Raw genomic sequence first — 17,203 nt, forward strand, 5'->3', positions numbered from 1 at the left:
GCTATGCAAATCCGATCTTAATGATCTTTTCTGATTCCTCATTGCCTGGTCCGCTCAAGCCATGATTTAGGTACGGGAACGATACAAATATTCATCGACCGATTGTCTTCTGAAAGCATGGCCGACTGGATTTGGATTTTAGTACCGTCGGGACTAAAAGTAGGATGAAGATGATCTGCAGCAGTTTCTTTATGCCCCCCGGTAAGCTTCATCATCTCGCCCGTATTGCGGTCGATCAGGTATAGGTCTCGTTTGAAATCATCACCAACAGCAAACCTCCCGTCAGCAGAACCGCTTACATGCCACAAGCCACTTCCCGATTTTGTTTGGCCAGCTATCTGAACTTCCCGTGTCCGAATGTTTACAATGGCCAATCCCGTGGGTTTTTCTCGCGTGCCAGATACTCCCCAATCAGTTTCCTGTCCAGGGTTAGCACCTACCACTGGTGTCCCGGGAGCATGCAAACCTGCAGTTCCTATTATTTTTCGGTGACCCATTATAGCGAAGGCCACTTCATCTTTCGTGATCACAGCTTCATGAGTCACCCATTCAAAAGAGGCCTCGGGATAGAGTGGTCTTAAACCTGTTCCATCGGCGTTCACTATCCAGGTACGCTGAGGCGATTTGCCCCCCGTCTCCCAGCAAAAAATAATTTCCCCGGCCACCCAAGGATTGGTTTGAATATGCCCAACCTGAAAGGGTACGGCAATAACATGCTTGATCTGACCGGTTTCGAGATTCATTGCTCCAATACCCGACGGGCCTGCCCCCATTCTACGAGGACCAAAGGCCACCTCTATTTTGGTGCCAGCGGCTATTCGGCGGGATGCTTCATCGCGTCCGACTCTAAAATAGGCCCAATCCTCTTCGCCGTCTAGCGCCATGTCTCCCCCAGCTCCCAGCTCCTTTGGCGTAGTGCCACATACACGCTGGTACGTAGAGGCCGCTTGCATTTTTCCTGATTTGCTATCGGCAAAGAGTCGTGCCAAGTCAACTTCTACTACCTCCAAGGATCCTTTGGAAAGTCTTTCGTTGTTCCGCATAAAATATAACTTCATAGATTTTCGGGCAATGTTAAGCATACCAGTATACCCACCTTCGGTTACCTGCACCATATCTCCAGTTCTTTCATGGACAGCAATGGCCTCTCCTTTAGCTCTCCCCGAACGAAAAATCAACCACTCACCGTCGGAGGTCCACTGATTATGTGTCTGGTATATCTTGGAATCGCCAGTAGGTGTGCTGGTAAGGAAGGTGAGCGTTACACCTGTGACCGGATCCACAACTAATTTACGCTCAGAAGGAAAGCGCCTACCTATCTGCGATTTCGCAGAAAGCTGAGCTGCAAGAATAATGGCGAAGACTGCCATACATTTCATAAAATTTTTCATAATCGCTTGTTAAAACTGTACAGAACTGTCGTTAATTACAAAAGGATGGCGCTGCAACAGACGATATATTTCTGCTCCAGCTAGTAAAACCGGCCCATAACCATGTGCTGCAAAATTATTTACCGGCCTATAATAATAGAAAGCCGGATCGAATCCCATCCCGGTGCCCACACATACGCCTTCAACTTGCCCTTTTTCAGTGACTTTGGTGCTTACCGCATTCCATGCCAGCAGAGCGGCGGGCCCATATGCTTTGGCATCCAGCCAGCCCTTGTTGATTGCTCGTGCCAGACAGTAGGCGTAGATTGCCGTAGCTGAGGTTTCCAGATAAGAATCGTTTCTGTCAATCAACTGATGCCAGAAGCCTGTACGGTCCTGGTATTTAACCAGTCCTGAAGCATGCTTTTTCAGCATATCGAGAATTTCCGCTCTGCCGGGATGATTTGTCGGCAGCTCGTCAAGCAACTCGATCTTCGTTAATATCGCCCAGCCATTCGCCCGTGCCCAGTGAAACTGCGGATGTGGCTCCATATCCTGGATCCAGCCATGCATATAAAGGCCTCGTTCATTGTTAAACATGCGCCCGGAAAATAATTTGTACTGTTTTACCGCTTCATCGAAGTATTTGGGGTCCTCGGTCAGTGTTCCCATTTGAGAAAGAGCGGGAAGGCTCATGTACAGATCATCAAGCCACAAGCTATTTGGCTGTGGACGATTACGCGCAAGCGTTCCATCCTTAAGGCGAAACTCTTTAGTCATGATATAGTTGATATAGTTATCAATCATAGGTCGCAAATCGGCTTTCGTTCCGACTGTTCTTGCCGTTTTAATCATCGCTGCAGCCATGGACCCCGCGTCATCCAGTGCATGCGGATCAATGACAGACCTGACCAGAGTAACAGCATTCGGCGAAGTTTTGAGATAATTCTGTGCCTCGGAAACCACATCAGCAATAAATTGCATCCTCTGGGTTGTGTAATCTATGTATTTCTTGTCTCCCATAGCCACCCCTGCCTCCAGCATTCCTGTATAGGTAACGCCCCACTCATAACTGATCAACCTGAAATCACCTTGCTTAAATATAGTATTCGCGTTCAAGGAGCCAAGGTTATTAAAAGCTTGGTTGCTGATCTTATCCACCAGCTGATATGGGGTTACCGCGTCAAGGTAATTATATACTCTGTCCAAGACTTTTTTCACATCTGCCAGTTTGGTTTGCCCATATGGAGTAACGTAATCAGGCTTAAGCAAATGCAGTGGAGTGGTCACATCATTTCCTTTACTCGTTGTATACTGAGCATTTGCAAGCCCCAAGGGTAGTGTGCATACCAGCAGCAAAGCCGGCTTAAGATTTCTTTTGAAATGGATCATGTTGGTAAAAATTAATATTATACTTTATGAAATTATATCTGATTCTATCCTTCAAGCCTGATAAAATCCCGCTTTTAAGATCTATCTTACTGCTACCTCCCAAATGTTAACCTTCCTAGACCTCCCTGCTGGCCCTTCAATATAGAGCGTGACGACATACTTACCCGGATTTTTGTACTGATGTACAGGATTTGGTTCCCCCGAAAAGGTATGGTCGCCGAAATCCCATTTCCAACTGGTAATCTCCCCTACACTCTCATCTTTAAAAGTGACCTGCCGTCGTTCCATATTGGTTACGATAAAAGACCATTTTGCCTCAAAATTTTTGAGATATTTCTTATCGAGCGGAAGCAATGTAAAAATCGTACCTAGACTGGAATTACCGTACATCTTATGATTTTTCGACAGGTTCCAAAACCCCTTCTTTGTTCCGTCATTCACATCATCATAGTCGATTACAGCCCAGGTTAGGCCAATCTTCTTATTGTCGGAAAGACTGGACTCTACAGCCCTTACCGGCCCTTCAGCACCGGCATAATCAAATGGTGTGATCCAAAACTCAGCAACGAGTTTGCCAGACTGCCCAGGTTTAAAATCATAAGAGTAGGAAATATTGGCGTAGGGAAGTTCTTTGATCCATGACTGGGAGCCCCATACTAAAGCCCAGTCCTTTCCCACAGCCGGTGTAAAAATGTGATAGTTCTGGGCATGTACGCCATGAAAAGCGTAATAAGTATCCCATCGCGGAAGCGTTTGATTAGGATGCTGTTCCTCAATGAATGGCCCTCCTGATAGATCTCCGTCTATCACAATTTCAAAAATATCGTTGTGTAAACCATTCAAACTAAAATCCCAATAATCGTCGTAGGCCTCATAGAGAAAATATAATCTATTAAGGCCCTTTACCCAGGCCACACGAACTTTTACATCGAGATTTTTAGGATCTGATTTCGGGTATTTACCCGAATCGTCCCAAAGTTGGTCGATACCCACAATGTACTCAGAAGGAAAGGTATCCCAATCCTCAGTCTTCCCATCAATACGTGGGATCATATTTGCGGGGAACTGGTAAACCTTATATCCCCGGTCTTCCTGCGCAATCCCCCGAACAGAAAACAGGCTAAACGCAATTATGATACAAAAATACTTATACCTCATATCTTAATCCGTATTGATTTTAGTTATAGCAACCACACTGAACACCGATGTGTCAACCTTGCCCGCAATGGTTTCACCTTCTTTCAATTGAGCACGGCCAGCTATGACCAGTCTCTGCATCCGAAGGTCAGGACGCTCCCTGCTAAATTTACCACCTGCAAAGCTGCTTGGATATTTACCTTCGTCGATGATCCATAGACGCATATCGCGTTTTTTAAGTTCTTCTACAATGATTTTTACATTATCGAACCAACCTACCGAAAGATATGGTACGGCCATTTTGTAAGCCGCTTCCATACTTACTACTCGGATTCCCTGTTTGTGAATTGCATCCAAATCACGAATAACGGATTCGCGTTTGAGCGGACCTTCCAAACCAAACGTGACAGTTTCAGTATACTCCGGAGGAGGGCTTTTAAAGCCGGCAACAAGCTTCTCGACCTTAGGTGAAGTCATACACTGCCAGTTCTTTTGAGCGAAGACTGGCAAGAATAACACTATGATAGAAAATAAAACCAATATTTTTTTCATGCGATTTTTTGTAACATTTTTTATTGCCTATTCAGCTCTGCCCGCGCCGAGGTACAGGATCGGGCACAGTAGCCGGTGTAGGTTCTTTCTGAACTTTATTTTTGGGAATTGAGCCAACAGGGAAAATAGTGATATCTCTAGATCCTCGTTGAATAATTACAGGGGTTCCTGCTGGTGATTGTGCTTTAAAGTTGTTCAGTATTAAACCTTTTACATCTTCAAGCATTATGGCCGGCCTGGTCTCCTTTCCCATGTAGCTCACCTCCACATTATTCATCTCGATGTTTCGCGCATGACGAATGAAGAATCCATACGAAGGCATCACACCAAAGCGTTGAGGTTCCGGATAGTCTTTCGAATATTCTGGCACAACCGATTGGATCTTCACCAATGGAGAATCAATAGGTCGATAGTAAATCCGGATATTACTCAATTTAATATCCTCTATGTCATTTCCCGTCAGTCCAGCAATGATCGACGAAAAATGTGAATCTGCGTTATAGGCGACCAAGTTATTGATACTAACCCGGCGCAGTTTTCCAGGGGCTGTCCCCTCCGGCCCTCGCATGCGTGCACCGAGTCGTAAAAAAATTGGTGAATTCGTAAGATCTTTCATCACAATATTGCTGATTACGACGTCTTCCAACACACCCCCATCTACAGTTTCCAAAGCGAGCCCACGGCAGTATTCGAACAGACAATTATTAATCGTAATATTTCTGAATCCACCATTCGCTTCTGTCCCGAATTTAATCCTCCCGGTCGGCCCTTGTTTGTCGGGTACCATACCTGATTCATTTTTCTGATAAGTTCCGTTAATGAACGTGCCATGATCGAATCCACTTACTTGGCAATTGGCTATTGTCACATTCTCAGTAGCACGTGCAAAACCAAGTGCATAAGAACTTTTCAGACAAATCCCATCATCCCAGGGTGAGTTTACCGTACAGTTGGAAACTCGAACATTTCGGCAGCAATCAATATCTATCCCATCACGGTTTGTATCGATCTTCAAATTATCGATTGTGAAGTTATCCACACCAGTCGCTAGGATGCCGAAATGTCCACCGTATAAAATCGTAAAATCTCTCAGAATCACGTTGCGACAAAGCTTTAAAGCGATAGCCTTATTTCCCTGGCCAGGGCGCGCCACATTTTTAGTAAGCCCTTTTCCATAAATGGTTCCTGGACCAAGGATCGACACATTCACCAGTCCAACACCCCAGATCAGGCTATTATGCCAGTGGCTGTGACCGAAATCCTGGAACTTATCATGCTCATTGGGTTCCGCAGCATCATAACCATTACCGTCAGAAAGCGGCTCGGCCGCCAAAATGGTCGCTCCTTGGTCCAGATAAAGGCTAATATTGCTCTTTAGATGAATAGAATACGCAGCATAGGTGCCGGCGGGAAAGTAAACTGTGCCCCCGCCAGTAGCAGCAGCAGCATCGATGGCTTTATTGATTGATTCCGTGTCAAGTGTTATACCGTCGCCTTTGGCGCCGAAATCACGAATATTTACACCGTTTTGAAAATGCCCCATGCGGGCACGCAATGCAACCGATGAGCACATCAATATTGCTAACAAACACATTCTTATAACTAAATTCATACATTTTCTTTTCATTTCCACTAATTGCCTTCGGGTTTTAATGCACCAACCTGAGGGCTAAGTGGCCAGACGAAACTGTCGGGCAAATCAGGTTTCGACGGGTCAAAGTGTCTGAATTTTTCTTTTAAGTATTTCGAGATTCCCAAATGCTGATCTGTAATACCTGAAGCGACACACCTAGCCAGCATATAGGCCCCATAGGGATTAAAGTGGGTATCATCCTTTAATTCACGGGCGACACCCGGAAATGTATTTGCCGGGTAATGCACAAAAGCCTTCAACGATTCTTTGGGGCCCCAGGTCTCATAAAGTACCCGGCTCATTGCATTCAGGTCAATGACTGTCACGCCCATCTCTTTACCGCAGCGGCGCATGGCCTCAGGATAGTCTCCTAGTGTGTTGACAATTTTACCCTGGTCATCAAAATTTCTCCGAAGCATAGAAGTCACCAACACAGGATGTATACCCCGCTTCCTGGCTTCAGCAATGTATTCTTTCAACATAGCGGTATAGCTGGTAAACGGATCAACGAAATTGATCCCCGATTTCTGATCATTATGGGCAAATTCAATAAATAGATAATCACCTTTTTTTGCCATACTCCATATTTTATCCAATCTCTTCTCCCGTTGAAAAGCTTTTAAAGTTTCACCTGATTCTCCGTAATTGGCTACTACCACTTTACCGGGAACAAAAAAAGAAGGGATCATTTGCCCCCAAGCCGCCCAGGGTTCGCGGACCTGGTCTACGACGGTAGAATTTCCTGCGAGAAAAACTGTAATGGGCTTGGCCGTCTTCTCGATCACTAAACCACAGATTTTGGGATTAGTTCCGTTAAATTCGAAGGTGAGCTGGTTGTCCCAGTGCAAATAATCTTTTTCACTCTCTTTGATTAACACCTTTTCCTTACCATTAATCACAACCGAGCGTTTATGTACGGTAAACTGTTTTGCCACAACCATTTTCTCTGGGGTAGCCAGCTGATGAACCATCAACCTCCTACACTCTACACGAATCGTTTGGGATGAAGTCCCTTCTTCATCTCCAAGGTAAACGGTGACATTATAGTCTCCATCTGGAATGTCTACCGAAAAATAAAAAGGTTGTTTGGAAGTAATATAATCTGTTCTTAAAATATCTTTTCCATGACGGGTAACGCTTACCAATTCTGTTCCGGAAATAAATCCGAAACCCTTTTCTGATGTATACTTGTCTTCTGGCAAAATTTTCAAATATCCTTTTGCTGGCACACCTTCGCCGAAGTCGAACCGATAATTTACTGGCTGCGCGAGCAAGGAACTCAAGGATAACATGCATAAACTGAAAACACTTATAAATTGTCTAATTTTCATAATTCATTATTTAGCAACGATTTCATAAATTTCCCCTGCTTTTGTGGGAAAAGACAACTCATATTGGGTTTGTCCATTGACAGTAAGCTCGGTTGCTTTTGCCCGCCCCCCCTTTACCTCGACAGGCAAACCGGTTCTTAGCACGCAATGTATACCCAAAATGGACAGTAAGCGGGCATTCTTTAGCTGCCCCCCACTCCAATCCATATCAACTTCAAAATCACCCCTAGCCTTTAAACCGCGAATATATCCTTTCTGCCACGCTGATGGTAAAGCCGGAAGCAAGTGGACTGCTCCTGCATGGCTTTGTAAGAGCATTTCAGAGATTCCCGCAGTCGCCCCAAAATTTCCATCAATTTGAAATGGCGGATGTGTGTCAAACAAGTTGTACAGGGTAGACTTACGTAATAGGGCCAATATATTCTGATAGGCCGCTTCACCATCCTGCAACCGAGCAAAAAAGTTAATGATCCAAGCCCTGCTCCATCCGGTATGGCCCCCTCCGCTTTCCAGTCGTTTATCGATGGTCTTCCTGGCTGCCGCAAACAGCTCCGGGGTATTCGCCGTAATTTCATTACCGGGATGTAACCCGAATAAATGGGAAATATGGCGATGTCCCGGTTCAGGTTCTTCAAATTCCTCAGTCCATTCCATAATACGACCATCAGATCCAATCCTGGTAGGGGCTAAATGCTTTAATGCGGCTTCGAGTTTAGTACGGAAGGATTGATCCTTGCCTAATATAATACTTGCCTGAACGGTATTTTTGAGCAAATCTCGGATAATCATGTGGTCCATCGTTGGCCCCATGACCATGGTTGCCACACCGTCTTTGGTTCTGAATGTATTTTCTGGAGAGATAGATGGCCCTGATACCAATTGCCTGGTCTCGGGATTCTCCACCAACCAATCTAAACAAAATTCCGCTGCGTCTTTCATCAGGGGGTAGGCTTTTTGAGCCAAAAAAACTTTGTCTAGGCTAAACAAATAATGCTCCCAAAAATGTTGTGCGCTCCAATTGATGCCCATCGGCCACATAGCATACTGGGTCCTGCCACCTGTTTCCGTCTGATGCCAAGCATTAGTCGTGTAATGGGCAACAATACCTTTCATCCCGTACATCTCCTTGGCCGTCTTTCGCCCGTCGGGCCGCAGATCGCTGATAAACTGAAAAAAGGGGGCCTGCAATTCCGAAAGGTTCGTTACCTCCGAAAGCCAGTAGTTCATCTGGATGTTGATGTTGATATGATAGTCAGCACCCCAGGGCGGATTTAGACCATCAGCCCAGATTCCCTGCAAATTTGCAGGCAATCCCCCTGGCCTGGAGCTGCTGATCAGCAGATACCTGCCAAACTGATAATATAGTTTTATCAACTGGGGATCAATATTTCCATTTTGCATAGCTGCAACACGAGTGTCAGTCGGGAAATAAACTGCATCAGTTGTTCCTAGGTCCAGATCTACCCTTTTAAAAAATCCCTGGTAATCTTTGAGATGTGCCGACAATATCGCTTTATAGTCTTTCGGTTCGACTGCATTAAGCTGTTCCAATGAAAGCACTTCAGGATTTTTACCCCAATAATCAGTGGCAGCAGTCAATAACAAAACCACCGTATCCGCTTTGTCAACCTGAATGCCAGTTTGACCCGAATACACAGTTCCTCCCTTATTCAAAATCTTCAATCTTGAATACATAACCACACCGGTGTCATTGCCTACATGCTCGGTCATTTTAACGGTACGCTGGTAATAAGTTATAGCCGCTTTATTTCCAGGTCGCGTCAATTTCAAGGAAAAGGTCAATGCCCCGGGCTTACTCGCAGTGAGCCTAACAACCAGAGCTTCATCTGGCTTGGAAGAAAATACCTCCCGCTTGTAAGTAATCCCTGCAATCTGGAAACTTGTCGTGGCCACGGCAGTTTCCAGATCCAGTTCCCGCTTATAGTTAGTCACTTCTTTTTTCGGTAGATCGAAGTCCATTTGTATGTCCCCAAGAGTTTGATAGGAACCGACTGCTTTTTTAACGCCCATCATCCTATCTTGTGCCAGCTTCTGTGCCTCGACATATTTACCTTTAAAAAGCAATTGACGAACTATAGGCAAAGTCTCTCTTGAGCGAGCATTTACAAAGTCAACCGGCTGCCCCGACCAGACCGTTTGCTCGTTGAGCTGTAATCGTTCGGTCGATATTCCACCAAAAACCATAGCTCCCAACCTCCCGTTACCTACCGGCAATGCTTCGTTCCAGGTAGCGGCAGGTTGCCTGAACCAAATAGAAAGGCTACTTTCCTGGGCGATCCCCAGGTTTACGCACACTGCCAGCAGTAAAAAACAGATCGTTTTTTTCATGATCAATACAAGGGATTTTGAAGCGACGGATCGTTAAGAATATTGATCTCTGTTTGCGGAAGCGGCCATAAATAATGTTTATCCAAGAACTTTCTGGTTACCCCGCCTGGGTTGACAATCTGAGTGATTACCTCCTTGGCAATCTTCCACCGCTTCAGATCAAAATAACGACTGCCCTCCAATGCCAGCTCTACCCTTCGCTCGTGTCGGATTCGTGCTCTCATTTGTATCTGGGTTAAACCTGCCGGGACATCTGGCATATTTACCCCCGGCCGCTGCCGAACTTTATTAATCGCTGAACGGACACTTTCGTCAGCACCAAAAGCTTCATTCTGAGCCTCAGCATACATTAACAAGAGATCTGCGTAACGTATGATGACGATATCCTGGTCACTTTGTGTTGGATAACCCGCAGGCGCCTTGGTTTCATCAATATATTTTCTAGGCATAAATCCGGTCCTTATCGTGCCCTCCTGCGCGGGGTTAAAAATGCCGGCAGCACCATACTTCCATGGCATCCCAGGAACATAAACCGTATACTTTAAGCGCGGATCCCTGTTATTGTAAGGATTAGCAGGATCTACTGGCTGGCCGTTAAGTGTTTCATATTCACTCACAAGACTCTGAATAGGCTGTATCGTGGCAAATTGCGGCCATCCCAACCGGTAGTCTAGGGTATGAAACATATTTGGCAACTGATAACGTGCCGAAAATAGTATTTCCTTATTAGTAGAACTGCGCTGGCCGGGTTTCACAAATAATCCCATAAAATCGGAAGAAATGCCAAACTTATTGTCTACACTATTGATAACCAGCGCAGCAGCTGCCGCTGATTCCGGAAACCTGTCATTATATAACAAAACTTTTGCTTTGAGCGCTATTGCGGCAGCCTTCACTACCCTACCGGTGTAAGCATCATTAGGAAGAATACCTATGGCAAAATCCAGATCATTCAAAATAACGGAAACAACTTCCACCTTTGTTTTCTTGACTGGCTTTGGAGCAGTAACCCCTTCAGGCTCCAAAGATATGATCAGTCCGCCATATACCTCGCTGAGCATAAAGTAATAATAAGCCCTTATAAACCGAACTTCTGCCTTATACTGATTGAGCACAGCTTCTGTAAGCGGAGCTTTATCTACATTTGCCAAAAAGTAATTGCATACGGCTATCGACCTATAATTACTTATATAATAATCACTTACAATACCACCAGACGTAGATTCTATCTGCCCTTGTTCTATCGAGTTCCAGACGCCACCGCTGGTAAATGCATCATCGGATATGGAGTCCCACCACATGGTAAATGAACCAAATCCCTCTGCTTGACGACTTAAATTGCTGTAAACTCCGGCTAACGCCGTTTTTACATCGTCCTCATTCTTCCAGAATATTTCAGTGGAATACTGGGATAGTGGATTTTTATCTAAGAAATCCTTCTTACATGCTCCAACAAAGGTCATTAAAAGAAGAAGGCAATATAGCTTAAAATGGAAGCTTGTTTTCATGATTGTTGAGTTAAGTGGTTAAAATTTTACCCGTGCGCCGAACGTAAAAATTCGGTTCTGTGGATAAGCCGCAAATGTTGAATTCTGTCCGGTAACCGGCGTACGCTCTGGATCGAGGTCTGGATACTTAGTAAAAACTGCCAAATTATCCCCGGTAAAAAATACCCTTAGATCACTAATACCTGCAACTTTCAGAAAACTCGTAGGTACGTTATATCCAAGGGTGACATTCTTGATTCTGAAAAACGAGGCATCCTGTAAGAAATAGGTAGAAACCGTATTGGTTATTGGTGCATAACCCCATACGTAAAGGGCCGGCAGAGCATTCGTTTTATTCTCTGGCGTCCATGCGTTCCTCCACCGCTCCGTTGGAGCGGTGCCTTGGGTAAATGGTTCACTTCCCCAGCGCTGAACATATTGTTTCTGCCCTTCCACTCCGTAAAAGAAAGCAGTCAAATCAAACCGTTTGTAACCAACATTGAGGTTAAACGAATAGTTAAACTTCGCATACGCACCGTCAACTACAGTACGGTCATAGGTATCGATAATTCCATCCGGCTGACCGTTTGGCCCACTGATATCTCTAAACTTTAGATCACCGGGTTTTGGATTAAAAGGCTGTTTGGCAGAACTGTTGATCTCATCCTGTGATTGAAAAATACCATCCCATTGCCAGATATAAAAGGATTTATAAGGTAGTCCTTCACGAATAATCGTCGTTGAATTAGAGATATCTTCAGCACCGAACTTTAGCAACTTATTATTAACCGCCTGAAACATCCCTCCTAATCCGTAAGTAATGTCACCTATCTTATTGTTGTACTGAATACTCGTTTCCCAGCCCTTGTTCTGTAACACACCACCATTTATCGTAGGCGCATTGACACCGGCATATCCAGCAATTTGTGACACACGAAGAATATCGGATGTTCTCTTTTCGAACCAATCAGCCGTAATAGCTAGTTTGTTACTGAACAAATTAAGATCTATTCCCAAATCAAGGATACGCGTAGTTTCCCATTTGATATTCCGATCTACCAAGCTAGGCCGTGTCGCCCCGCTGACAACGCTGCCACTATTATCAAGTGGATAAGTTGATGACACATCCAGAATATCCTGGTAAGGATATATACCGATATTCTGATTTCCCAGCTTCCCCCATGATGCCCTGAGTTTTAAATCGCTTAACCAAGTCACATTTTGAAGGAACTTTTCCTGCGAAATTCGCCAGCCACCTGAAAAGGAAGGAAAAAATCCCCACCTGTTACTTTCGTCAAAACGTGAAGAACCGTCATACCGAAAATTCGCCTCCAGTAAATATTTACCTTTATAGTCATACCCTACGCGTCCGTAGTACGATAATAAACTAAACTCCGTCGCCGTCCCATTCACCGTTTGGCCATCAGCACCACCACCTGCCAGTTCCCTTATTTCATTACCGATAAACCCTCTTCTAAAACCAGTAAGAAATTCTGTGCGGTTGTATTCTGCCTGCGTTCCGGCTAATCCGTTCACAGAATGATTGCCAAAAGTTTTATTATAGGTAAGTTGGGTGTAGATCAGCGGATTGATCCGGTTATTATCGCTTATAGTTAATCCGTTTGCTCCGACATCCAGGTTTCCAGTGAACTGGTTGGAATAGTAATCGTAAGTCGGTACAACAGGCCTAAAATCATTCGTTTTGGCAAAACCGTAAGTCAATCCACCACGCGTATCCCAAACCAATGCGTCAGTCAATTTCACCTTTAAAAACACGCTTCCAATTAGATCCAGAGGCTTCTCATTTGCCACTACATATTGTGCAACCGCTTCTGGATTTTTATTGTGAAAAATACCTGTAGGATCTGATTTGTTGGTGTTGGTCAGCTTACCCGAACCGTCAGAGGTAAAGGGCCCATACATCGGAGCTTGAGTAAGAGCACCGATGTACTGCTCTGCACCACCCTGCCGCGGATACCTTCTGTCGCCAATGGTAATATTCATATTGGTTCCGAAAGATATATGCTTGTTTACAGCAGAATTCAATCCTGCCTGAAAAGTGTATTTGGTATACTCGAATCCCTTCATCGTACCGGGTTGGTCGATATAGCCTAATCCTATATTATATGTAGTACCACCAGCTCCTCCACTTGCACTTAAATAATGGTTCTGTGAAACGACAGTAGTTAACAAATTCTTCTGCCAGTCATAGTTTACATATTTCGGATCAGTGGGATTACGATAGAGCGCAATATAATCTGCGGGATAACTTGTTGACAATCCAGAATGCTGGGCCGCCTTATTATACATCTCCATATATTCCACCGAGTTTGTAACTAGGTTTATCGTCCTGGAGGCAGAAGTAATGCCTGCATTATAGCTATACTCAAGTTTAAACTTACCTTCAGCCCCCTTTTTGGTTGTCACCAGGATGACACCATTCGCCGCTCTTACCCCGTATATAGAGGCAGATGCTGCATCTTTCAGCACCGAAATGGACTCAATATCGTTGGCGTTCACATTACTCAAGCTCCCCGGTATACCGTCAATAATTACAAAAGGCTCATTGCCGGCTGCACTGAAAGTACCGCTACCTCTGATTTTCAACGAAACCCCCTCATTCCCAGGCTCGCCCGAATTTTCGACGACAGACAAACCGGGAAGCTTACCTTGTAATAATGACGCAGGGTTAGTTACTACCCTTTTATTTAAATCAGCACCAGACACCGTGGCAACCGATCCTGTCAAGTTCACTTTCTTTTTGGTGCCGTAGCCTACTACTATTACGTCGGAAAGCTGCGGAGGAGATTCCTTTAAAGAAATCGATACTGAAATTCGATTATTAAGAGGATACTCAACGGTTTCAAATCCGACATAGCTTATGATTAGTACAGCCTCTGGAAGTGCTGCAATTGAGAATTTACCATTGATATCGGTGGAGACTTTGGAAGTGCCGCCCTTTACCGATATTGTAGCGCCCATAACAGGCTCACCTCCCGATACGACTTTACCTGTAATTCTCTGCTGTGCATAGGTTATAGTAGAATATAACAACAGGCATAAAATAATTGCAAGACGAAACAGAGAGCCCTCTGTTCTTTTGTAAAAACATTTCATACGTTTAATTTGGTTAATTGGTTAGTTGGTAATAGCAAATAATAAGCTATAGACAAGAAAAATTCTCCTTGAAATCGATTTCAATAAAATTGCGTAGTTGTTTTATATGTTCATAGAAGTATTTATTATTTGGTTTACAATAACAAATCTATAGCCTAACCCAAGGGTTTATAGCATACAAACTAGACAACTTAATATACAAATCCGACTATTATTATAATCGGGATATTTTTTTTCTAATATTTACACGGTGATAATCTTATAGAACCAAGATAGTCACATGAGGTTATTCTGGGAATTATGGAAAAAAAGGAAATCCAACACCTGTTTTCGTTGCTACACGTAGATCGTGTAGAATTAGATCATCATTGGAACTATCGAAATATAGTTAGTCCCTATTACAGGCTATATTTTATCGAAGCTGGTGAGGGTACAATTTCTGATGTTTCGCAGGTAGTAAATCTAGAAGCTGGCGGGATGTACCTTATTCCCAGCTTTACTCTTTGTAACCTTTCCTGTGATCAGCGGTTAACACAGTATTTCATCCAGTTCTTTGAAGAATCTGCTGATGGTATCTCATTGTTCTCCCAACACCGAAGTATAATGGGAATACAAGCATCAGAACATGATATTGCAAATTTTAAACGGATTCTGAAAATCAATCCCAACAGGGGCATTAACCGCTCTGATGATCCGGCAGTTTATGAAAAAAGTGCCTATTATAAGCAATACCGGGATCTAAACAATTTTCAACACCTATCTTGTTCGATGGAAACTCAGGGAATCATTTTGCAACTTCTCTCCCGCTTTCTTGACCCATATGTTTTTAAAAGTAGTTCATCGCCTCAAATTCCTTCAAAAGTACTTGATACAATAAGTTATATCCAACTGAACCTGGACAAGCCATTATCGGTTGCCTTATTAGCAGACCATGTAAACCTAAACCCGGATTATTTTTCGAGGGTGTTCATGCAGCATACTGGTGAACGGCCGATTGACTTCATTCATTATAAGCGTATTGAAAGAGCTCGTTATCTTTTAACAAGCACATCAATGTCTACATATGAAATCGCATTGCGGACCGGATTTGAGACGATGCCTTACTTCTTTAAAATATTCAAGAGGGTAACCACAATGAACCCGGCAGACTATAGAACCAAGTTTAAACACTCATCCTAGCACAACCAAAGTGTGTATATATCGTTTTTATTGTTCAACAAACCTAAACCAACATGACACAAAACAAGTACTTGTTCCCATTCATTCTCGTAACTTCCCTTTTCTTTTTTTGGGGATTTGCACACAATTTGGATCCCATCCTGATACCACATTTGCGGAAGGCTTTCCAGCTTAGCTATCTGGAGTCATCACTGATAGACTCATCGGTATTTGTCGCTTACTTTGTAATGGCGCTGCCTGCGGGATTTGTGATGCGTAAGTATGGCTTCAAAGCAGGTATCATTATCGGCCTTGCCCTATTCGGTATCGGCTGCTTATTGTTCCTACCTGCAGCAGGAACAAATCAATACATTTTCTTTTTGGGTGCATTGTTTGTTGTCGCTAGCGGACTTACCTTCTTAGAAACGGCAGCCAATCCCTATGCGACCATACTGGGACCACCAGAAACCTCCACTCAACGTTTAAATTTTGCACAATCCTTCAATGGTCTGGCCGTATTAATGGCACCGATCATCGGCGGCAAGCTGATTCTCTCGGGGACAGAATATACACAGTTGCAATTAGATAACATGACTGCAACGGATCTGGCAATCTACCTTCAGTCAGAAGCTGACCGGGTGAAAATGCCCTACCTAACATTGGGCATCATTATCCTGGTTATCGCAGCAATTTTCTTTTTCGCCAAACTGCCAGACAGCAAAGACAACGCTGAAGCTGGGAGTGGTTTTAGAAGTATTTTAAAATTTACGCACCTGCGTGGTGCTATAATAGCCCAGTTCTTTTACGTCGGTGCCCAGGTCTGCGTAGCCAGCTTCTTTATAAACGTTGCAAGGAAGGCTGTAAATATGGATGAGCGGACGGCATCAGAATACCTGGGGTATGGCTATGGTGCGGCCTTCGTCTTAGGCCGCTTTGTGGGCACATTCCTGATGAAATATTACGCACCCGCAAAGCTATTAGGTGTATATGCACTAATCAACGTAGCGCTTTCGGCCTTTGTTATTTTCTCCTCTGGATTTATCGTGATTGTTGCCCTAATTGGCATATCGTTTTTCATGTCGATCATGTTCCCAACGATTTTTGCACTGGGAATAAAAGATTTAAATAGTACCGACACTAAAATGGGGGCTAGCCTGATCATTATGGCAATTGTCGGCGGCGCGGTGCTCCCCCCAGTCCTGGGTAAAATAGCCGATGCTTCAAATATTCAGTTCGGTTATATTATTCCATTGATATGCTTTATCGTTGTTGCTTGGTTTGGCTTTAGCGGCTCCAAAGTGCTCTTCGGCGATAAAGTGAAAGCTACTTTAATTTAAAATATGAAAAAATATTGCTTGGCGCTCGATTTAGTTAACGACGCGGCTCTCATCGCCGAATATGAAAAACACCACGCTTCAGGTAACGCCTGGCCCGAAATTACGGAAAGTATAAAAAATGCCGGCATTACCGACATGCAGATTTATCGTACCGGAAACCGACTGTTTATGATCATGGAAACGAATGACAATTTCAGCTTTGAGCGTAAAGCCGCAATGGATGCTTCCAATCCTAAAGTCCAGGAGTGGGAACAGCTCATGTGGAAATTCCAAAGCTCCATCCCCTGGGCAAAAGATAACGAAAAATGGATCATAATGGATAAAATATTTCAACTGTAGG

The 17,203-nt window shown here is 44.0% G+C and carries 12 protein-coding genes; 3 read left to right on the plus strand and 9 right to left on the minus strand.

What is annotated here, in order from left to right:
• Positions 1-38 precede the first annotated feature (38 nt).
• The 9 genes from BLS35_RS24425 to BLS35_RS24465 all read right to left on the minus strand — a co-directional run bounded on the left by BLS35_RS24425 (position 39) and on the right by BLS35_RS24465 (position 14,368).
• Positions 39-1,391, minus strand: a complete 1,353-nt coding sequence (locus BLS35_RS24425) for a TolB-like translocation protein (protein ID WP_207909184.1) — start codon at positions 1,389-1,391, stop codon at positions 39-41.
• Positions 1,392-1,400: 9 nt separating this feature from the next.
• Positions 1,401-2,762, minus strand: a complete 1,362-nt coding sequence (locus BLS35_RS24430) for a glycoside hydrolase family 88/105 protein (RefSeq protein ID WP_090786318.1) — start codon at positions 2,760-2,762, stop codon at positions 1,401-1,403.
• 81 nt (positions 2,763-2,843) lie between these two features.
• Positions 2,844-3,920, minus strand: a complete 1,077-nt coding sequence (locus BLS35_RS24435; protein ID WP_090786320.1) for a PKD domain-containing protein — start codon at positions 3,918-3,920, stop codon at positions 2,844-2,846.
• 3 nt (positions 3,921-3,923) lie between these two features.
• Entirely contained in the window at positions 3,924-4,409 is a 486-nt protein-coding gene (locus BLS35_RS24440) for a hypothetical protein (RefSeq protein WP_132226066.1), read from the minus strand.
• A gap of 73 nt (positions 4,410-4,482) precedes the next feature.
• Complete coding sequence (locus BLS35_RS24445) at positions 4,483-6,024, minus strand: rhamnogalacturonidase (RefSeq protein ID WP_090786325.1); 1,542 nt, start codon at positions 6,022-6,024, stop codon at positions 4,483-4,485.
• Between the two features lie 59 nt (positions 6,025-6,083).
• Positions 6,084-7,415, minus strand: coding sequence for a rhamnogalacturonan acetylesterase (locus BLS35_RS24450; RefSeq protein WP_090786327.1), 1,332 nt, complete (start codon positions 7,413-7,415; stop codon positions 6,084-6,086).
• 6 nt (positions 7,416-7,421) lie between these two features.
• Entirely contained in the window at positions 7,422-9,764 is a 2,343-nt protein-coding gene (locus BLS35_RS24455; RefSeq protein WP_090786329.1) for a glycoside hydrolase family 95 protein, read from the minus strand.
• A 2-nt stretch (positions 9,765-9,766) separates the two neighbouring features.
• Positions 9,767-11,272: a RagB/SusD family nutrient uptake outer membrane protein gene (locus BLS35_RS24460; protein WP_090786331.1), complete on the minus strand. Its 1,506-nt coding sequence runs from the start codon at positions 11,270-11,272 to the stop codon at positions 9,767-9,769.
• Between the two features lie 18 nt (positions 11,273-11,290).
• Complete coding sequence (locus BLS35_RS24465; RefSeq protein WP_090786334.1) at positions 11,291-14,368, minus strand: SusC/RagA family TonB-linked outer membrane protein; 3,078 nt, start codon at positions 14,366-14,368, stop codon at positions 11,291-11,293.
• A gap of 300 nt (positions 14,369-14,668) precedes the next feature.
• Here BLS35_RS24465 and BLS35_RS24470 point away from each other — a divergent pair, with 300 nt between their 5' ends.
• Genes BLS35_RS24470 through BLS35_RS24480 form a run of 3 tightly spaced genes read left to right on the plus strand, consistent with a single transcriptional unit; the run spans position 14,669 to position 17,202 of the window.
• Entirely contained in the window at positions 14,669-15,547 is an 879-nt protein-coding gene (locus tag BLS35_RS24470) for a helix-turn-helix domain-containing protein (RefSeq protein WP_090786335.1), read from the plus strand.
• Positions 15,548-15,600: 53 nt separating this feature from the next.
• Entirely contained in the window at positions 15,601-16,863 is a 1,263-nt protein-coding gene (gene fucP, locus BLS35_RS24475; protein WP_090786337.1) for an L-fucose:H+ symporter permease, read from the plus strand.
• Positions 16,864-16,866: 3 nt separating this feature from the next.
• Positions 16,867-17,202, plus strand: a complete 336-nt coding sequence (locus BLS35_RS24480) for an L-rhamnose mutarotase (RefSeq protein WP_090786340.1) — start codon at positions 16,867-16,869, stop codon at positions 17,200-17,202.
• Position 17,203 lies beyond the last annotated feature (1 nt).

The sequence above is a fragment of the Pedobacter sp. ok626 genome (genome assembly GCF_900100435.1).
Classification (GTDB): Bacteria; Bacteroidota; Bacteroidia; order Sphingobacteriales; family Sphingobacteriaceae; genus Pedobacter.